The organism is Cupriavidus sp. Met-2 (genome assembly GCF_049843575.1).
GTDB classification, from domain to species: domain Bacteria; phylum Pseudomonadota; class Gammaproteobacteria; order Burkholderiales; family Burkholderiaceae; genus Cupriavidus; species Cupriavidus metallidurans.
Genome location: NZ_JBBHZL010000001.1, coordinates 895379 through 914970, shown reverse-complemented (window position 1 = coordinate 914970; position 19592 = coordinate 895379). Strand labels below are relative to the sequence as shown.

Annotated in this window: 19 protein-coding genes and 1 tRNA gene; 6 read left to right on the top strand and 14 right to left on the bottom strand. The window is 62.5% G+C overall.

Annotated elements, in window-relative coordinates:
* Nucleotides 1–113: 113 nt before the first annotated feature.
* From WD006_RS04330 to WD006_RS04300, 7 genes are all read right to left on the bottom strand, one after another.
* Nucleotides 114–198: transfer RNA gene (locus WD006_RS04330), tRNA-Leu, on the bottom strand.
* 197 nt (nucleotides 199–395) lie between these two features.
* Nucleotides 396–764: a preprotein translocase subunit SecG gene (gene secG / locus WD006_RS04325; protein ID WP_011515747.1), complete on the bottom strand. Its 369-nt coding sequence runs from the start codon at nucleotides 762–764 to the stop codon at nucleotides 396–398.
* A 50-nt stretch (nucleotides 765–814) separates the two neighbouring features.
* Nucleotides 815–1552 carry a triose-phosphate isomerase gene (gene tpiA / locus WD006_RS04320; protein WP_029308250.1) on the bottom strand — a complete coding sequence of 246 codons (738 nt, stop codon included), beginning with the start codon at nucleotides 1550–1552 and terminating at the stop codon, nucleotides 815–817.
* Between the two features lie 127 nt (nucleotides 1553–1679).
* On the bottom strand, nucleotides 1680–2684 hold the full coding sequence (locus WD006_RS04315; protein WP_029308251.1) for an NAD(P)H-quinone oxidoreductase: 1005 nt from the start codon (nucleotides 2682–2684) through the stop codon (nucleotides 1680–1682).
* A 168-nt stretch (nucleotides 2685–2852) separates the two neighbouring features.
* A complete protein-coding gene (gene pnp, locus WD006_RS04310) occupies nucleotides 2853–5030 on the bottom strand; it encodes a polyribonucleotide nucleotidyltransferase (protein WP_029308252.1) in 2178 nt (725 codons plus the stop codon).
* Between the two features lie 465 nt (nucleotides 5031–5495).
* Nucleotides 5496–5765 carry a 30S ribosomal protein S15 gene (rpsO, locus tag WD006_RS04305; protein WP_008643336.1) on the bottom strand — a complete coding sequence of 90 codons (270 nt, stop codon included), beginning with the start codon at nucleotides 5763–5765 and terminating at the stop codon, nucleotides 5496–5498.
* 165 nt (nucleotides 5766–5930) lie between these two features.
* Nucleotides 5931–7208, bottom strand: coding sequence for a branched-chain amino acid ABC transporter substrate-binding protein (locus WD006_RS04300; protein WP_029308253.1), 1278 nt, complete (start codon nucleotides 7206–7208; stop codon nucleotides 5931–5933).
* 213 nt (nucleotides 7209–7421) lie between these two features.
* On the opposite strand from WD006_RS04300, the gene WD006_RS04295 reads away from it, so the two are divergent.
* Nucleotides 7422–7955 (top strand): hypothetical protein, encoded by a 534-nt coding sequence (locus WD006_RS04295; RefSeq protein WP_029308254.1) that lies wholly within the window; start codon nucleotides 7422–7424, stop codon nucleotides 7953–7955.
* A 96-nt stretch (nucleotides 7956–8051) separates the two neighbouring features.
* On the opposite strand, the gene WD006_RS04290 is transcribed toward WD006_RS04295, so the two are convergent.
* From WD006_RS04290 to WD006_RS04260, 7 genes are all read right to left on the bottom strand, one after another.
* On the bottom strand, nucleotides 8052–9593 hold the full coding sequence (locus WD006_RS04290) for a 2-isopropylmalate synthase (RefSeq protein ID WP_029308255.1): 1542 nt from the start codon (nucleotides 9591–9593) through the stop codon (nucleotides 8052–8054).
* A gap of 309 nt (nucleotides 9594–9902) precedes the next feature.
* The gene (lysM, locus tag WD006_RS04285) at nucleotides 9903–10403 is read right to left on the bottom strand and encodes a peptidoglycan-binding protein LysM (RefSeq protein ID WP_029308256.1); all 501 of its coding nucleotides are present in this window, start codon (nucleotides 10401–10403) and stop codon (nucleotides 9903–9905) included.
* Between the two features lie 88 nt (nucleotides 10404–10491).
* Complete coding sequence (gene pssA / locus WD006_RS04280; protein ID WP_008643331.1) at nucleotides 10492–11385, bottom strand: CDP-diacylglycerol--serine O-phosphatidyltransferase; 894 nt, start codon at nucleotides 11383–11385, stop codon at nucleotides 10492–10494.
* A gap of 25 nt (nucleotides 11386–11410) precedes the next feature.
* Entirely contained in the window at nucleotides 11411–12064 is a 654-nt protein-coding gene (locus WD006_RS04275) for a phosphatidylserine decarboxylase (RefSeq protein WP_029308257.1), read from the bottom strand.
* Between the two features lie 212 nt (nucleotides 12065–12276).
* Nucleotides 12277–13293, bottom strand: a complete 1017-nt coding sequence (gene ilvC, locus WD006_RS04270) for a ketol-acid reductoisomerase (protein ID WP_011515738.1) — start codon at nucleotides 13291–13293, stop codon at nucleotides 12277–12279.
* A 137-nt stretch (nucleotides 13294–13430) separates the two neighbouring features.
* Nucleotides 13431–13922, bottom strand: a complete 492-nt coding sequence (gene ilvN, locus WD006_RS04265; protein ID WP_008643328.1) for an acetolactate synthase small subunit — start codon at nucleotides 13920–13922, stop codon at nucleotides 13431–13433.
* A complete protein-coding gene (locus tag WD006_RS04260; RefSeq protein WP_008643327.1) occupies nucleotides 13922–15685 on the bottom strand; it encodes an acetolactate synthase 3 catalytic subunit in 1764 nt (587 codons plus the stop codon). The genes ilvN and WD006_RS04260 overlap by 1 nt, the downstream gene beginning before the upstream one ends.
* A gap of 378 nt (nucleotides 15686–16063) precedes the next feature.
* Between WD006_RS04260 and WD006_RS04255 the strand changes: the two genes are divergently transcribed.
* From WD006_RS04255 to WD006_RS04235, 5 genes are all read left to right on the top strand, one after another.
* A complete protein-coding gene (locus tag WD006_RS04255; protein ID WP_011515736.1) occupies nucleotides 16064–16630 on the top strand; it encodes an RNA polymerase sigma factor in 567 nt (188 codons plus the stop codon).
* Nucleotides 16627–17064, top strand: coding sequence for a DUF3619 family protein (locus WD006_RS04250; RefSeq protein WP_011515735.1), 438 nt, complete (start codon nucleotides 16627–16629; stop codon nucleotides 17062–17064). The genes WD006_RS04255 and WD006_RS04250 overlap by 4 nt, the downstream gene beginning before the upstream one ends.
* Nucleotides 17065–17067: 3 nt before the next feature.
* Entirely contained in the window at nucleotides 17068–17874 is an 807-nt protein-coding gene (locus WD006_RS04245; RefSeq protein WP_011515734.1) for a DUF3106 domain-containing protein, read from the top strand.
* A 95-nt stretch (nucleotides 17875–17969) separates the two neighbouring features.
* Nucleotides 17970–18515, top strand: a complete 546-nt coding sequence (locus tag WD006_RS04240) for an RDD family protein (RefSeq protein ID WP_011515733.1) — start codon at nucleotides 17970–17972, stop codon at nucleotides 18513–18515.
* Entirely contained in the window at nucleotides 18512–19546 is a 1035-nt protein-coding gene (locus WD006_RS04235; RefSeq protein WP_011515732.1) for an esterase/lipase family protein, read from the top strand. Before WD006_RS04240 ends, WD006_RS04235 begins: the two co-directional genes overlap by 4 nt.
* The last annotated feature ends 46 nt before the right edge of the window (nucleotides 19547–19592 follow it).

The window sequence follows — 19592 nt, the reverse complement described above, 5'->3', positions numbered from 1 at the left end:
TGTTGCCCACCCCAAGCGCCATCCCGTCATAGCTACGGCGCCGCCCTGCGGACTGCCGGAGGACATGTCGACGCATCTTGAAGATACGCAACACGAACTCCGATCAAGTTGTTTGGTGCCGACGGCGAGACTCGAACTCGCACAGCTTTCGCCACTACCCCCTCAAGATAGCGTGTCTACCAATTTCACCACGTCGGCTGGGGGAGAAACAATGTTGCCTTGCGCTGGGTTTTTATACCCTCTGGAACGTCTGCCGAGGAGTTTGTCCTTCGGCTTTCGCCCCGTCGCTGGGGAATCGTTTCAAGCCCTGCATTCTAACTAGGATTCCCGATTTGTTCAATGCACAACTGCAAATAAAATCAGGAATCCGTGGACACACTGTTCAATTATTGCAATTACTTCGGCACGGCGGGAGCCGCCGGCGCGGAGGCCGATGCTGCAGCTGCTGCAGGCGCGGAAGCAGGTGCCGCAGCGGCCGGCGCCGACTGCTGCGCCGCGCCCATCACGCCCAGGGATGCCGAGGGCTTGTAGTTGCCCAGCAGCGTCAGACCCAGGGTGCAGCAGAAGAACAGTGCCGCCAGAACGGCCGTGGTACGTGACAGGAAGTTCGCCGATCCGGTAGCGCCGAACAGACTGCCAGAGGCGCCCGATCCGAACGCCGCACCGACATCGGCACCCTTGCCGTGCTGCAGCAGAACAAGACCAATCACGCCGAGCGCGGACAGGACCTGCACGATTACCAACAAAGTCTTGAAGATTGCCATTTGGTTAAAGTCGTTTCGAACTTGCCTGATCAGACAGTCGCGTCCGGCATTCAGGCGTTGCCGATCGCGAGGAAATCATCCGCCTTCAGGGAGGCGCCACCAATAAGCCCCCCGTCAATATCGGACATGGAAAACAATTCAGCCGCATTGTCGGGCTTGACGCTACCGCCATACAGAATGGCCATGCGTGCTGCAACACCGGCATCCTTCGCCGCGACCCGCGCACGTAGCGCCGCATGAACTTCCTGGGCCTGCGCGCTCGTGGCCGTCTTGCCCGTACCGATCGCCCAGACGGGCTCATAGGCCAGAACAATGCGACCCAGTTGCTCGATAGACAACGCATCGAGTACAGCCTGCAACTGACGACCAACCACGGCTTCGGTCTGACCGGCTTCGCGCTCGGCCAGCGTCTCTCCAACACAGACCACCGGAACAATGTCGAATTCCAGCGCGCGCAGTGCCTTGGCAGCCACTACCGCGTCGGTTTCACCATGGTAGGTACGACGCTCTGAATGGCCGACGAGCGCATAGCCGCAACCAAACTCACCCAGCATCGAGGCAGCTACTTCACCGGTGAAGGCACCACGGGCCTCGGACGACACATCCTGAGCGCCCCACGCAACCTGGGAACCGGACAACAGCGTCTGGCACTGGGCAAGATAGGGGAACGGCGCGCAGACCGCCAGCTTCGCGCGCGCAGGCGCAGCCTTGATACCCTCAAGCAGCGCCGCGTTGGCGGCCAGGCTGCCATGCATCTTCCAATTGCCGATGACCAGCTTTTGTCTCACAAGGGTCCCCTCTTTAAATCAAACCGGCTATTGTAGCGTGGTCAGGAGGGGCCCGCCAGCATGTGCGGGCAATTGCAGGTAATCCCGGACCCGCCAGCGATCACGGGCCCACAGCAAGAAGCATGGCTTACCAGGTCAGTACGATCTTGCCGATATGCTCGCTCGACTCCATGAGGCGATGCGCATCCGCGGCCTGTGCTGCGGGAAACACCTTGTGGATCACGGGCTTGATCTTGCCCGATGCCAGCAGCGGCCAGACGTTCTGATGCAGCGCCTGCGCAATGGCGCCCTTGAATGAAGCCGGACGCGGGCGCAGCGTGGAACCGGTGATGGTAATGCGTCGACGCAGGATGTCGCCAAGGGGAATTTCCGCCTTGCCGCCACCAAGCAGCGCGATGATCACGATGCGGCCGTCATCGGCGATGCACGACAGTTCACGCGCGAGATAGGACCCCGCCACCATATCGAGGATCACGTCGACGCCCTTCCCTTCGGTCAGCGCCTTCACTTCGGCCACGAAATCCTGCGTCTTGTAGTTGATCGCGCGATCCGCGCCGAGCGACTCGCACGCCTTGCACTTGTCATCGCTGCCGGCCGTCACGAAGACCTCGAAGCCAAGTGCCTTGGCGATCTGGATTGCCGTGGTACCGATGCCGCTAGACCCACCCTGGATCAGCAGCGTTTCGGCCGCGCCACGCGGACCCTTGCCAAGCTGACCACGATCGAACACGTTGCTCCACACCGTGAAGAACGTCTCGGGTAGCGCAGCCGCTTCGATATCGGTGAGGCCCTCGGGTACCGGCAGGCATTGCTCGATCGGCGCCGTGCACAGCTCGGCGTAACCACCGCCCTGCACCAACGCGCAGACACGGTCGCCAGCTTTCAGGCCGAAGCGATTGGCGGGATGCGAAAGGTCTCCCCCAACGACCACACCTGCGACCTCGAGACCAGGAAGATCCGACGCACCGGGCGGCACCGGATAGTTGCCGGTGCGCTGGAACACATCGGGACGGTTGATGCCAGCAGCCGCCACACGAATCAGGATTTCACCGGCCTTCGGCTCCGGATCGGGACGCTGCGTTTCCTGCAGGACTTCGGGGGCGCCGTATTCACGGATCTCGATGGCTTTCATGATGACTCCTCATTAATGTCTTGGATTGCATCGCGCGCGATGGCGTTGCTGACGCACGTGTCGCAGGCGAACCGGATAGCGAACTGACCGGCAGTGTAAACAAAAAAGCGGCTGGACATCGCCAGCCGCTTTCATGGGTGCTACGCGGTGACCGCGTTCGCCGTCAGCTTACTGCTGCTGATCGGGCGATGCCGGGGCGGCAGGTGCCGCGGCCGGTGCATCGCCTTGCGCGATCGGGCTGATGCTGCCGCCCTCTTCGGCCAGCGCTGCCTTCAGGGACAGACGCAGACGACCCTTTTCATCGGCCTGGATCAGCTTGACGCGAACCTGTTGGCCTTCCTTGAGCCAGTCCTTGATGTCCTTGACGCGCTCGTTGACGATCTCGGAGATATGCAGCAGACCGTCCTTGCCCGGCAGGATGTTGACGATGGCGCCAAAGTCCAGCAGCTTCAGCACGGTACCGGCGTAGATCTTGCCCACTTCGGCTTCCGCGGTGATGCCTTCGATGCGGCGCTTGGCTTCGGCCATGCCGTCGGTCGACGTCGACGCGATCGTGATCGTGCCGTCTTCCTGGATGTCGATGGTCGTGCCGGTTTCCTTGGTCAGTGCCTGGATCGTCGAGCCGCCCTTGCCGATCACTTCGCGGATCTTGTCCGGATGGATCTTCATCGTGATCATGCGCGGAGCGTGCGCCGACAGTTCGGTGCGAGCGTGACCCATTGCGCCTTGCATCGCGCCGAGGATGTGCATGCGGCCTTCGCGGGCCTGGGCCAGCGCCACCTGCATGATTTCCTTGGTGATGCCCTGGACCTTGATGTCCATCTGCAGCGCGGTAATGCCCGCGTCGGTACCGGCCACCTTGAAGTCCATGTCGCCGAGGTGATCCTCGTCACCGAGGATGTCGGTCAGCACGGCAAACTTGTTGCCCTCCAGGATCAGGCCCATGGCCACGCCGGCCACGTGCGCCTTCACCGGAACGCCAGCATCCATCAGCGCCAGGCAGCCGCCGCAGACCGAAGCCATCGACGACGAACCGTTCGATTCGGTGATTTCCGACACCAGACGGATCGTGTACGCGAACTCGTCGTCCTTCGGCAGCACCGGGATCAGCGCGCGCTTGGCCAGACGGCCGTGACCGATTTCACGACGCTTCGGGCTACCAACGCGACCCGTTTCGCCGGTGGCGAACGGAGGCATGTTGTAGTGGAGCATGAAGCGATCGCGGTACTCGCCGGCCAGTGCGTCGATGATCTGCTCATCGCTCTTGGTGCCGAGCGTGGCCACCACGAGTGCCTGCGTTTCACCACGGGTGAACAGCGCCGAGCCGTGCGCGCGCGGCAGCACCGACGAACGGATTTCGATCGGGCGCACGGTGCGCGTGTCGCGGCCGTCGATACGCGGCTCGCCAGCCAGGATCTGGCCGCGCACGATCTTCGCCTCGAGGTCGAACAGGACGTTGCCCACTTCCACCTTGTCGGCTTCCACGCCGGCCTCGGCCAGTTGGGCCTGCACCGTTGCGTAGATTTCCTTGAGCTTGGTGCTGCGCGCCGACTTCTGACGCAGTTGGTAGGCTTGCTGCAGCAGCGGCAGGCCAATCTCGCTAACCTTGGCGATCAGCGCTTCATTCTTCGGAGCCGGAGCCCAATCCCACTCAGGCTTGCCACCTTCGCGCACCAGGTCATGGATTGCGTTGATCGCAATCTGCATTTGCTCGTGGCCGTACACCACGGCGCCCAGCATCACGTCTTCCGACAGTTGGTGGGCTTCCGATTCCACCATCAGCACTGCACGTTCGGTACCGGCAACCACCAGGTCCAGATCCGACGTGGCGATTTGCGCGCGGGTCGGGTTCAGCAGGTACTGGCCGTCCTTGTAGCCGACGCGGGCAGCACCCACCGGACCGTTGAACGGGATACCCGAAACAGCCAGCGCGGCCGACGAAGCGATCAGCGCAGGGATGTCAGCCGGGATTTCCGGGTTGATCGACAGCACGTGGATCACCACCTGCACGTCGTTGTAGAAACCTTCCGGGAACAGCGGACGCAGCGGACGGTCGATCAGGCGCGAGGTCAGCGTCTCGTTTTCCGACGGACGGCCTTCACGCTTGAAGAAGCCACCGGGGATCTTGCCAGCAGCGTAGGTCTTCTCGATGTAGTCGACGGTCAGCGGGAAGAAGTCCTGACCCGCCTTCGGGCTCTTGGCTGCCACCACGGTGGCCAGCACCACGGTGTCTTCCACGTCGACGATCACGGCGCCAGATGCCTGGCGCGCGATTTCGCCGGTTTCCATGCGGACCATGTGCTGGCCCCACTGGAATTCCTTGACGATCTTGTTGAACATGGTCATGAGCGTTCCTTGATTTCATGCTTGCCGGCCGCACACATGCACGATCGGCGACGCCTGCGCTCGCAGCGGCAGGCGAACTGCCGGAGGTAATCCGGTCCGCAGTCCCAGGGAAGTGCTATGCCATTCCATCGCGCCACCGTCCGTGAAGGCACGTGGACGATGCAACCCGCGATGGAATGACACAAAACCCCGTTTCCTTGGTGCCGACTCCAGTGTCAATGCGCAAAAATGCGCGATAAAGAGCGAGGTAACTTACTCCGTCGCGCGACTTGGCGCAACGGCGCCGGGCATCAACGCCCGACTTTCGAGTGAAGCAAACATCACTATCAACCTTGGCCCAGCGCATCAATCACTGGACCAGAAAAGCAAAATGCCTGCCTCAGCAGTGCTGACGCAGGCATTGCGGCCTCACGTGAAATCGTGCGCGTGCAACTTCCGCAGGATTCGTGCTGCCATCCGCAGACCTTACTTACGCAGGCCCAGGGCTTCGATCAGGGCGCGGTAACGATCGGCATCGCTGGCCTTGAGGTAGTCCAGCAGGCGACGGCGACGGCTCACCATGCGCAGCAGACCGCGGCGGCTGTGGTGATCCTTCATGTTGGCCTTGAAGTGCGGGGTCAGTTCGTTGATACGGGTCGTCAACAGAGCGACCTGAACTTCGGGGCTACCCGTGTCGTTGGTGCCACGAGCGAACTTCGCGATGATCTCGGACTTGTTGATATTGGCAGTTGCCATGATGATTTCCTTTCACTTGCGAACGCTGCAGCGCGGGATGCGCCACCTGCGTCGTGCCTGAATGACTTGAGGCATCTGTCGCCATCCAGCCGGGTGGCTTGAGGACGACAGCCGCGCATTATAGCCGAATTCCCGCCTGTGGCGAAGTCCGTGGCGGGGCCCGCTTCAATTGCGCGGCGGGCGCTCCATACGGCACGTGGTCGGCAGTGTGGTCTGGGCGGTCTTGAGCTTCTTTATCGTGCGGAATCCGTAGCCGGAGCCTTCATTGTCGAAGCGGACATCGCCACCCTGCTTCGCCATGACCGAGACATAAAGCGGCTGGAGGACCTGGTGGTCTTCCGCCCGCACGGTAGCCTCGTGAAACGCGTTGGTGAAACGCATGTCCTCGAGTGCGTAGCCCACGGCTACGGCGTCGGTAGAACCAGCGCGCTCGATAGCCCGCGCCAGCATCTCCACCATCATCTGCATGCGTAGATGCACATAGTCATCCCTGGGATCCGGATAGCGCGCCCGGAACGACTGGTAGAACGCATCGGATGCCGCCCCGCCTACGTTCGGGTGCCATTCCGCCACGGCCAGCACCCGGCCCACACCCGCGTCACCCATCGCTGCCGGCGCACCGAGCCCGTTGCCATAAAACGTGTAGAAGCGCGCATTCAGGCCACCCTCGCGCGCGGCCTTCACCATCAGCGTCAGATCATTGCCCCAGTTGCCGGTGATCACCGCGTCGGCGCCGCTCGCCTTGATCTTGGCGATATACGGCGCGAAATCCTTGATCTTGCCGATCGGATGGAACTCGTCGCCGACGATCTGGATATCCGGACGCTTTGTCGCCAGCATTTCACGCGCCGAACGCGCCACCTGATGGCCGAAGCTGTAGTCCTGGTCGATCAGGTAGACCTTGCGCACCGAACGCTCGCTTCGGATGGCCTCGGTCAACGCTTGCATTCGCATATCCGCGCTGGCGTCAAAACGGAAATGCCAGAAGCTGCAGTTCTCGTTGGTCAGCGATGGATCAACGGCCGAATAGTTCAGGAACAGCACGCGGGCATCGGGCTGGCGTGCGTTCTGACGGTTGATTGCCCCTACGAGCGCGCTGGCCACGGCCGAGCTGTTCCCCTGCAGCACAAACGGAATGCGCTTGTCGACCAGACTGCGGAACTGGATCAGGCTTTCATCGACATTGCCCTTGCTATCGAACGTAACCAGTTCGAACAGATGCGGCCCGTCGGGGAGCTTGACGCCGCCGCTAGCGTTGACGCGCTCGATGGCGATACGCAGGTTGCGCACTACGGCCTCGCCAGCGTTGGCGAAGGGGCCGGACAGGCCATCGATCATGCCCAGGCGGATTGGCGCGCCAGTCTGCGCCTGCGCTGCTGCCGCCGCGCAAAACAGCGCAGCAGCCATCCAGACGCGCAATCTGTTCCCTCGAATCCAGGCCATCGCCTTCCTCAGTTACCCAGCAAAGCGAGCGATGTTAAGGCAGATGCGCCCGGACCGGCAATCTTCATCGATCGTCGCCAGATGCCACTAGATCGGCGAAGTTTGTTGCGACTAGGCAGACGAATCTGAAAGAAGCAACGTGGCATTCACACGAAGCGACCGGTGCGGCTAAACTGCCGCCACTCGCATCCACCATGTGCCAAGCCTGAAGCCATGACCTCCCGTTACCAGCGTGGCAGCCGCCATCTGCTTCAAATTCTGTGGGCCGTCCTGGCCACCCTCGCCTTGGGCGCCTGCACCGTCCTTGCCCCGATCGACTCCGGACTCAAGCTCATCGGCCAACCGCAGAGCGCCATACAGGCCGCATTCGGCAAACCCACCGATGTCTACAAGCTCGATGACGGGACAACCCGCTGGTTCTATTCGAAGCAGCCGCTCGGCGAGTATTCTTACGCGGCCGATTTCGATCGGGATGACAAGCTGACGAACTTCCGCCAGATGCTGACGACGACCGAACTGTACAAGGCCAAGGTCAATGTCTGGACCAAGAAGGACGTGCTCGAACACTTCGGCGCGCCGCGCGAGCCGATCGAGTACTACCCGCGCCTGAAGCAGGAGGCCTGGAGCTACCGCTTCCTCCACGAGGACCAGTGGTACTCGATGTTCAACTTCATGTTCGACGATACGGGCGTGCTGCGCCAGACACTGGTGACACCCGACCCCTTGCGCGACCGCCCTGAGCGCTGACGACAAAACGCCCGCCATCGCGGGATACGCGACTGGCGGGCGTTTCATGATGGCGGGGCCTTGTGAGCCCCGCCAGCGGCATCGCAGGATTCGGGATCAGATCTGCGGGTTGATCTTCTGCACAGCCTTGTCGTGCAACTTGTTCAGCGCGGCCAGGTAGGCCTTGGCCGATGCGGCGACGATATCCGGGTCGGTACCCACGCCATTGACGATACGGCCCGCCTTCGACAGACGTACCGTGACTTCACCCTGGGCCTGCGTGCCGGCGGTGATCGCGTTCACCGAGTACAGCACCAGTTCGGCACCGCTGTTGACCTTGCCTTCGATCGCGTGCAGCGTGGCGTCCACCGGACCATTGCCTTCGGCTTCGCCGGTCTGCTCGCTGCCATCAATGTTGAACACCACGCGAGCATGGGGGCGCTCACCCGTTTCCGAACGCTGCGACAGCGAGATGAAGCGATAGTGCTCATTGGCGTGCTCTTGCTCTTCATCGGAGACGATCGCCATGATGTCTTCGTCGAAGATCTCGGCCTTCTGGTCGGCGAGCTCCTTGAAGCGAGCAAATGCCGCATTGATCTCCGCTTCGCTTTCGAGTTGGACGCCAAGCTCCTGCAGACGCTGCTTGAACGCATTGCGGCCCGAGAGCTTGCCAAGCACGATCTTGTTGGCCGTCCAGCCCACATCCTCGGCGCGCATGATCTCGTAGGTATCGCGCGCCTTGAGCACGCCATCCTGGTGAATGCCGGATGCATGGGCAAACGCGTTAGCGCCCACCACGGCCTTGTTCGGCTGCACGACGAAGCCGGTAATCTGCGACACAAGCTTTGAGGCCGGCACGATCTGGGTCGTGTCGATGTCCACATCCATGTTGAAATAGTCACGGCGCGTCTTCACGGCCATCACTACTTCTTCCAGGCTGGTGTTACCCGCGCGTTCGCCAAGGCCGTTGATCGTGCACTCGATCTGGCGCGCGCCGCCGAGCTTCACGGCAGCCAGGGAGTTCGCCACGGCCATGCCGAGGTCATTGTGGCAATGCACCGACCATACGGCCTTGTCCGAGTTCGGAATGCGCTCGCGCACCGAGCGGATCAACTCGGCATAGCCTTCTGGCACGGCATAGCCCACGGTGTCGGGCAGGTTGATCGTGGTGGCGCCCTCGGCGATCACGCCTTCGAGCACGCGGCACAGGAAGTCCATGTCCGAGCGGCTGCCATCCTCCGGCGAGAACTCGATGTCGTCCGTGAACTGGCGCGCGAAGCGCACGGCCAGACGTGCCTGCTCATAAACCTGGTCCGGCGTCATGCGCAGCTTCTTTTCCATGTGCAGCGCCGAGGTGGCGATGAACGTGTGGATACGGAACGAGTTTGCCGGCTTGAGCGCCTCGGCGGCACGAGCGATGTCCTTGTCATTGGCACGGGCCAACGAGCAGATCGTCGAATCCTTGACCACCTGGGCGATCGAGCGGATGGCCTCGAAGTCACCATTGGAGCTTGCCGCAAAACCGGCCTCGATCACGTCGACCTTCAGGCGTTCAAGCTGACGCGCAATGCGAATCTTCTCTTCGCGGGTCATGGACGCGCCGGGCGACTGCTCGCCGTCACGCAAGGTGGTGTCGAAAATGATGAGTTTGTCAGACATTTTGTGGAGCTCCTGGGCTGTACCCTGTTGTGCCGTGCTGTCCCGATCTCAATCTTGCTGCCGGACAATCGCGTCAGAATGCAAAACGCCCCGGCGTGCAACGATGCAGGCCGGGGCGTTCGAAAGAATCCTGGTGATTCCGCGTTAAGGCGATTGGTGACCCTTAGCGCGCGCGCAACCCGACCTGATGGCCTAGTAGGCCACCTAGAATGGTGCGAGCGATTAGGGTCTGGCGCGAAATCATGTCGGCGACTATATCCGGTTTGGCGCGTGTGTGCAACCGCATCATTCCCGATATCTGCCAGCGACTCACTTCGGCGGAATCCGCAGTTTCTGACCAGGGTAGATCTTGTCCGGGTTCGACAACATCGGCTTGTTGGCCTCGAAGATCTTGTTGTATTCGGCGCCGTTGCCATAGGCGGCCTGGGAGATCGCCCAGAGCGTGTCGCCCTTCACGACGGTGTGCCATTGTGACTCGTCCGATTCGACGTTGACAGACATCTTGTCCTCGACCGAATCCACGCCTTCCACGTTGCCGCAGCACAGAATGATCTTCTCGCGCGTTGCCTGGTCAGGCGCCACGCCAAAGACCGTGACCTTGCCCTGCGAGCCGTCAACCGTGACTGTCAGCCCCGTCGCGGACAGTCCCATCTGCGCGATATAAGCCTCGATGGCATCGCCAGCCGCACGGTTGGCGGCATCGACCTTGTCCGTCGACGGATCGGCCACAGCCGCATCCTGGGCCGCCTTGGCCTCTCCCTTGCCGAACAGCTTCTCTCCCGCTTCCTTGATGAAGTCAAACATGCCCATGATGTGCTCCTGAGGGTGGGTGAAACGTACAACGCACAGACTACAGAAAAGCAAAGGCGCCCGAAAGCGCCTTTATTCCTACGTTGGATCAGTTGCCGCCTGAGCCGTTGCCCGGCGCGCGCGACTTGTCGACGCCGCCACGCTGACCGTGCAGCGTTCGCCATGCCCAAAGCAGGTAACCTGAAATCGCATAGGCGACGAACAGGCCAAACAGTGCCACGGGTGGATCGGAAGAAACGACCACGAACAGCACGAGTACCAGCACCATCATGCCGAACGGCACGCGATAGCGCACATCCAGTGCCTTACCGCTGTAGAACGGCGCATTGGACACCATCGACAAGCCGGCATAGAGCGTGATGCCGAATGCGACCCACGGCATCCAGAGCTCCTTGACGGGCAGCTTGTTGTCGATCGCCAGCCAGACAAAGCCCGCCACCAACGCCGCGGCAGCCGGGCTCGGCAGCCCCTGGAAGAAGCGCTTGTCGACCACGCCAATATTGGCATTGAAGCGCGCCAGTCGTAGCGCCGCGCAAGTGCAGTAGACAAAGGCGGCAATCCAGCCCCACTTGCCCAGGTCATGCAGGATCCACTCATACATGACCAGAGCCGGCGCCACGCCGAACGACGTCATGTCCGACAGCGAATCGTACTGTTCGCCAAACGCGCTCTGCGTGTTCGTGATGCGGGCCACGCGGCCATCCATGCCATCGAGCACCATCGCCGCAAAGATTGCGATGGCCGCCACGTCGAAGCGCATGTTCATCGCCTGCACGATCGCAAAGAAGCCTGCGAACAATGCAGCGGTGGTAAAGGCGTTGGGCAGCAGATAAATGCCACGACGGCGCGGACGCACGTACTCCAGATCGTGCTCGTCCGGGTCATACGCATTGTCGTTGCGCAATTGGTTACGGCGAAACGGACGCAGGTGCGTCACGTTACCGTTGTTGACGCGCTTGTTGCGTCGATTGAAGGCACCCATTCAGTGTCCCCTGTAGCAGGCGCGCTTACGCCCGCACATCCAGATCAGCCAGCACGGTCGCCGACGCCGAAACTTTCTCGCCAATCGTCACGCGCGGACGGGCATCCGTGGGCAGGTACACATCCACCCGCGAACCGAAACGGATAAAGCCGTAGCGCTGACCACGCGACAGCATGTCGCCCACATTGATGTAGCACAGGATACGGCGCGCCACCAGGCCAGCCACCTGTACCAGCGTCACCACCTGGCCATCCGACGCACGGCGGATCACGACGGCATTGCGCTCGTTCTCCATCGATGCCTTGTCGAGATCGGCATTGACGAACTTGCCGGGAAAATACTCGAGCTTCTCCACCTTGCCATCGAGCGACGAGCGGTTCGAGTGCACGTTGAACACATTCATGAACACGCTGATCTTCAGTGCCTCGCGGCCCGCGTACGGGTCTTGCGTTTTCTCAACCACGACAATGCGGCCATCGGCAGGCGCCAGGATTGCGTTTGGCGCAGACGGAATCGGCCGAGGCGGATCGCGAAAGAACTGAAGCACGAACAGCGTGACGATCCACAGCGGCAGAGCGCCCCAGAAGCCCGCGCTGATATGCACCAGCACCGAGACAATGAATGCGCCGGCCAGGAATGGCCAGCCTTCACGGGCGATCAGCGGATGAGGATAATTCATGCAGAAGATGTTCGGTGATTTCCGTGGGCAGGAAGCGCCGCGAAGGAAAGATAAGAAAAAAGATCAGGCCTGGGCCTGAAAAGCCCGACAAGGATAGCAAAAAGCCGCCCGGCCCCCGCCAGAATGTCTCCTGCAACACAGGATCTGGCGGAAAGCCCGGCGGCTTCCAGGGTGCGCAGGACGCCACGGCGCCCTGCTTCGCCCGGTACTGCTTAGTTCTTCGACTGGTCAACCAGCTTGTTCTTGGCGATCCACGGCATCATCGCGCGCAGCTTGCCGCCCACTTCCTCGATCTGGTGCTCGGCGGTCAGGCGACGGCGCGAGATCAGCGTCGGGGCGCCAGCCTTGTTCTCGAGCAGGAAGCTCTTGGCGTATTCGCCGGTCTGGATGTCCTTCAGGCACTGCTTCATGGCCTTCTTGGTCTCTTCGGTCACCACGCGCGGGCCGGTGACGTACTCACCATACTCGGCGTTGTTCGAGATCGAGTAGTTCATGTTGGCGATGCCGCCTTCGTAGATCAGGTCGACGATCAGCTTCAGCTCGTGCAGGCACTCGAAGTAGGCCATTTCCGGAGCGTAGCCGGCTTCCACCAGCGTTTCGAAGCCAGCCTTGATCAGCTCGACGGTACCGCCGCACAGCACGGCTTGCTCGCCGAACAGGTCGGTTTCGGTTTCTTCGCGGAAGTTGGTCTCGATGATGCCGGCGCGGCCGCCGCCGTTGGCGGTAGCGTACGACAGAGCGATGTCACGGGCAGCGCCGGACTTGTTCTGATGCACGGCGATCAGGTGCGGCACGCCGCCACCTTGCGCGTACGTCGAACGCACGGTGTGGCCCGGGGCCTTCGGGGCGATCATGATCACGTCCAGGTCGGCACGCGGGATCACGGCGCCGTAGTGCACGTTGAAGCCGTGGGCGAAGGCCAGCGCGGCGCCTTCCTTGATGTTGGCGTGCACTTCGTTCTTGTACACGTCGGCGATCTGCTCGTCCGGCAGCAGGATCATGACCACGTCAGCGCCCTTCACTGCCTCGGCCACTTCCTTGACCTGCAGGCCGGCGTTCACGGCCTTGTTCCACGACGCGCCGCTCTTGCGCAGACCAACGGTCACGTTCACGCCCGAATCCTTCAGGTTCAGCGCGTGGGCGTGGCCTTGCGAGCCGTAGCCGATGATGGTGACGTTCTTGCCCTTGATGAGGGAGAGGTCGGCGTCCTTGTCGTAAAACACTTTCATGATGGTTCCTTCAATTTCTCAAAATCTGCTTATTGGGTGGCGGCGAAGCGCGCGTTTGCCAATTCTGGACTGAGCGCGCTGCGCTGCTTCGGGATACTGCGTGTCGGCTTTTGGCCGGTAGCTGCCGGGGGCGCCGGTCAGACCTTCAGGATGCGCTCGCCGCGGCCGATTCCCGAACCGCCGGTACGGACGGTTTCCAGGATCGCGGTGCGGTCGATGGCATCGAGGAACGCATCCAGCTTGCCGCCGTTGCCGGTCAGCTCGATGGTGTACGTCTTTTCGGTCACGTCGATGATGCGGCCACGGAAAATGTCGGCGGTGCGCTTCATTTCCTCGCGCTCCTTGCCTACGGCACGCACCTTCACGAGCATCAGCTCGCGCTCGATGTGCGCGCCTTCGGTCAGGTCCACCACTTTGACCACTTCCACCAGACGGTTCAGGTGCTTGGTGATCTGCTCGATCACGTCGTCCGAACCGGTGGTGACGATGGTCATCCGCGACAGCGACGCGTCTTCGGTGGGTGCCACCGTCAGCGTCTCGATGTTGTATCCACGTGCCGAAAACAGGCCCACCACGCGCGACAGCGCGCCGGGTTCATTCTCCAGCAGGACCGAGATGATGTGTCGCATTACAGGTCCTCCGCGCCAAGCAGCATTTCGGAGATACCCTTGCCAGCCTGAACCATTGGCCACACGTTTTCAGTGGGGTCGGTCTGGAAGTCCAGGAACACGGTACGGTCCTTGAGTCGGAAAGCCTCGCGCAACGCGGGTTCCACATCGGAGCTCTTCTCGATGCGCATCCCCACGTGGCCATAGGCTTCGGCGAGTTTGACGAAGTCGGGCAATGCCTGCATGTAGGAATGCGAGTAACGATTGTCGTACTCGATTTCCTGCCACTGGCGCACCATGCCCAGATATCCGTTGTTCAGCGAGCAGATCTTGACCGGGGTGTCGTACTGCAGGCAGGTCGACAGTTCCTGGATACACATCTGGATCGAGCCTTCACCAGTGATGGTGACGACTTCCTTGTCCGGGAATGCCTTCTTGATGCCCATTGCGTACGGCAGACCCACGCCCATCGTGCCGAGGCCACCGGAATTGATCCAGCGACGCGGCTCGTTGAACTTGTAGAACTGCGCGGCCCACATCTGGTGCTGGCCCACGTCGGAGCAGATGAATGCGTCGCCGTGCGTCAGTTCCCAGATCTTTTCCACCACGTACTGCGGCTTGATGATCTCGGAACTGCGGTCGTACTTGAGGCAGTCCACCGAGCGCCACTTCTCGATCTGTTCCCACCACTTGGCCAGAGCCTCGCGCTTGGGCTTGATATCGCTCGTCTTGATCTGGGAAATCAGTTCCTGCAGCACGTCCTTGACGTTGCCAACGATGGGAATGTCCACCTTGACGCGCTTCGAGATCGACGACGGGTCGATGTCGATGTGGATGATCTTGCGGGCCTGCGCAGTGAAGTGCGACGGGTTGCCGATCACGCGGTCATCGAATCGGGCGCCGATGGCAATCAGCACGTCGCAGTTCTGCATGGCCATGTTGGCCTCGTACGTGCCGTGCATGCCGAGCATGCCAACGAACTGCTTGCTCGTGCCGGGGAACGCGCCCAGGCCCATCAGCGTATTGGTGACCGGATGACCGGTGAGCGCGGCCAGCTCGCGCAGCTCTTCGCTTGCGTTGGCCAGCACCACGCCACCGCCCGAATAGATGTACGGGCGCTCGGCCGATTGCAGCAACGCCACGGCCTTGCGGATCTGACCCGAATGGCCCTTGTTCACCGGGCTGTACGAGCGCATGTCAATCGACTTCGGATACTCGTACTTGCAGCTGTTGCGCGACACGTCCTTCGGGATATCGACCACCACAGGGCCGGGACGGCCGGTGGCGGCAATGAAGAACGCCTTCTTGATCGTGGCGGCCAGGTCACGCACGTCCTTCACGAGGAAGTTGTGCTTGACGATCGGGCGCGTAATGCCAACGGTGTCGCATTCCTGGAATGCATCCTGACCGATCGCGTGAGTCGGCACGTTGCCGGTGATCACCACCATCGGAATCGAATCCAGATAGGCCGTAGCGATGCCGGTCACGGCATTGGTCACGCCCGGACCCGAGGTCACCAGCGCAACGCCCACCTTGCCGGTCGCACGGGCGTACCCGTCAGCGGCATGGACGGCGGCCTGCTCGTGGCGCACCAGGATATGTTCGAATTTGGTTTGCTTGTGGAGCTCGTCGTAGATATAGAGCACTGCGCCGCCGGGATAACCCCAGACGTATTCGACGCCTTCTTCGGCAAGTGCGTTGACGAGGATTTCCGCTCCGATCATTTCGCGAGCGGAGGATGAATTGCTATCGGCGTGGGAAAATTCCGCGCTGGGCATGTTCATTTCAGTCCTTTGCAATTTTCGGCAAAAAATTGTTTGGATGCTCTCTGCCGGGCTTTTGGCTCGGGTTCAAGCGGTGCGCGTCTGCATGAGAAGACCGCCTCATAAGCGGTCCGATGAGACAACCACTGATGTCGTGAACCATCGATGATACTGCAATGCACCACGGCGGTCTATGGGCAATTCACATCAAATTGCAGGAACCATGCGGCGGCGGCACAACGGCCGGTGACTGGTTGATTGCGATGATGTCTGCACTTGCATACAGCAGTGGCAGAGTCCATGTGTTTTTTGCTAGCATCGCAGACATTTTAGAAGTGTCGCAGGACTTAGGCGGCACATTCGGCCCGGCCCCCGCGCCCAACTGCTGTATTTGCCTGCATGGCCACCGATCAGGAACTCTCCGACTTTCTCGCCAGCGTGGAACGACGCGCCTTCAAGCAGGCCGTGTTCGCCGTGCGGGACGACGAAGCCGCGCTGGACATCGTGCAGGACGCCATGATCAAGCTGGCGGAGAAATACGGCGACAAATCTGCCGCAGAACTCCCGCCTCTGTTCCAGCGCATCCTCCAGAACACAATCCACGACTGGTTCCGTCGCCAGAAGGTGCGCAACACTTGGGTGACGCTTTTTTCGAACCTGCGCGACGAGCGCGAGGGCGACGATAGCGACCTGCTCGACACATTGGAGGCCCAAGCCGGCACCGAGATGGCAGAAAGCAGCGCCGACAAGGTCGAACGCGCGCAGGTCATGCATATCATCGAGCAGGAAATCCAGCGTCTGCCCACGCGTCAACGCGAGGCTTTCCTGATGCGTTACTGGGAGGATATGGACGTAGCCGAAACAGCAGCCGTGATGGGCTGTTCCGAGGGCAGCGTCAAGACGCACTGTTCCCGTGCAACGCATACTCTGGCGCAAGCCTTGCGCGCGCGGGGGGTCCGACTATGAGCAGAAACGAACGAGATATCCAGGAACGGCGCTTCGCCCACGAGATTCGCCTGGCACTTGATGCCTCGGCGGATGCACTGTCGCCGGACGTTGCCGAACGGCTCGCCGCCGCGCGGCGCATGGCGCTTGCCGCGAAGAAAGCCGAAGTGCGGGTACATGTGCCGCAACTTGCCCTGCCGGGCGGCCATCACGGCTACGCCTTCGAGGAAGAAGACGACACGCCACTGCACCGTGCCGGTGCATGGCTGCGCAAGCTCGCGCTCGTCTGGACGCTGGTGGCGCTCGGCGCCGGACTCATCGGCATCTACCACTGGCAGCAGCAGAAGCGCGTCGAGGAACTCGCCGACGTGGATACGGCGATGCTGCTCGACGACCTGCCTCCGACGGCATACGCGGATCAGGGCTTCCACGTGTACCTGAAGCGCGGGCAATAAGACATGGCCCGCGCAAGACACCTCGCCGACGCCTTTCACCGCCGGGTTGCCAGACTATGGGCTGCCGGCCCCGCCGTCGCTGCACTTGTCGCTGCGCTCTGCGGCGGCTTTGCCACATCGGCGGTGCAAGCGCAGAACCCTGCCGCCAGCCAGCCGGCCGCGCCGCATCCGATCACCAATGCACACCCGACCTGGCTCGAGCTGTCGCCCGCGCACCAGCAGGCGCTCGCTCCACTCCAGCCGATCTGGGAAACACTACCGGAACTGAATCGGCACAAGTGGGAACGCATCGCCGAACGCTATCCGAAGCTCAAGCCCGAGGAACAGAAACGCCTGCAGGAGCGGATGACCGAATGGGTCAAGCTGACCCCGCAGCAACGCCGCCTGGCTCGCGAAAATTACCAGATCACGCGCACGCTGCCGCCTGAGACGAAGGCAGAGGCGTGGGATCGGTACCAGCAGCTTCCGGAAGAACAGAAAAAGAAGCTGGCCGCAGCCGAGAAGGTGCCGCGCCGGCCCGGGACCGTGAGCGCGCTGCCATCGGGCAAGCGCCCGCCGGCCGATACCAGCCGACAGCTCCGACCTGAGAAAAAGGCCGCCAGCGGCGCGGCAGCCGTAGCCGGCCCGGCATCCGCGGCCCAGGCTACCCCGGCGCCGTCGTCGGCATCGGCTGCGGCGGTCGCCGCGGCTTCCGCCCCCACCGCGCCCGCCGCCACGACACCCGCGCCGGCGACCCCGCCCGCGCTTTCGCCTCCCGTGACCGGCGAAGCGGCCACCACCTTCGACACCACCGACACCCCGCGCCAGTAACGGCCAGCCGTCTCGCGCTGACCGCCAGACCGCGCCTGAGCCGTCGCGCTCGACGTGTTTGGCATAATGGCCGCTTATCGCTCACGCCTTGCGCCATGCCAGCTGCCACGCCTGCCATTTCTCCCCAGCCCGCTTCCAATTCGATGCCGCGCACACCGCCGCTGCGCCGCCGCCTGCTTTGCATGCTCTACGAAGGCGTATTGCTGTTCGGCGTGCTAATGGCCGCCAGCGCGGTGTACATCCTTGCACGGCCGTTGTTGCAACAGGTCGGGCTCGACCGCCCATACGTCGATCAGGCCTGGATGTTCCTCGTCCTGGCCTTCTATTTCTCCTGGTTCTGGCAGCGGAACGGCCAGACCCTGGCCATGCAGACCTGGCGCATCCGGCTCGAAACAGCGGCCGGTACCCCGCCCCGGTGGCCGCAAAGCCTGTTTCGCTTCGCACTGGCATGGCTGTGGCTGCCTCCGGCCGCCACGGTCGGCCATGCGCTCGGGCTGACCAAGGGTCCGTTCATTGGCGTACTGGCGATTGGCCTGCTGATCTGGATCTCGTTGGCCTGGCTCGACCCGCGCCGGCAGTTTCTTCATGACCGTCTGGCCGGCACCCGGCTAGTCGACCTGCGGCCCGCATCGAAACCATGAGCCTGACGGCCGCCGCGCTGCGCCGCATCGCTGTCGTCGTGCAGGCGGCAGCAGTCGGCGGGCTCGCGGCGGCACTAGCCGCCGGGGCGGACTGGTCCTGGCCTGCAGCGCTTCTGGCCAGCATCGCGGGCGCATTGGTCGCCTTCGGCATCGGCGTCGCGATCGCCTTTCTAGTGACCCGGGCCGGGCTCGCCATTCCCGATTCGGCCCGGCCGCAGCGGCCTGACGACATTCCTGCCCCAGGGCCGCTGAGCTGGCGCCACGCGATGTCGTGCTACCTGGCCGAGTGCCGCGCGATCCTGCGGATGTTCGACTGGTTGCAGCCATTCCGTTCGCGGCTGACATTCGCGCAGCCAACCGATCCGCTACCTGATACCCCCACTGTGTTACTGGTCCACGGCTATGGCTGCAATCACGCGGTCTGGCTCGACCTGGCTCCTGCGCTCGCCGGCGCCGGCTACCGTTGCGAGGGCATCGACCTGACGCCGGTGCTCGGCGATATCGACGACTACGCCGCCGCCCTGCTCGCACGAATGCGCGACCTCCGTGCGCGCACCGGCCACCCCCCGCTGTTGGTCTGCCACAGCATGGGCGGGCTGGCAGCCCGCGCGGCACAGGTAATGGCCGATGCAGCAGGAGAATCCGTGCCATGCGCCGGCATCGTGACGCTTGGCAGCCCGCATCGCGGCTGCCCGCTGGCCACCTTCGGCGCTGGAACGAACGCCCGTCAGATGCGTTGGGCCAGCCCATGGCTGACGAACCTGGCCGAGGCGGAGAGCCCCGCGATGCGCGGTCGCATGATCTCGGTCTTCAGCTGGCACGACTCGATCGCGGGCCCCGCCGACACGGCCTGGCTCGAGGGCGCGCGCCATATCCCATTGAGCGGGATCGGGCACGTCTCGCTGCTGCGCGATCCACGCGCGGTGCAGGCCACGCTGGATGGCCTCGCGACACTGCGAAAACAACCCGCTGCGACATCGGACTCAGCCCTATCGTTGCCCCACGGAAACGCCTCGGCAAGGTTCATGTGACATTCATGTTTCCGTCACGGCTCCGTCATGGCGCACTGGCTCAATG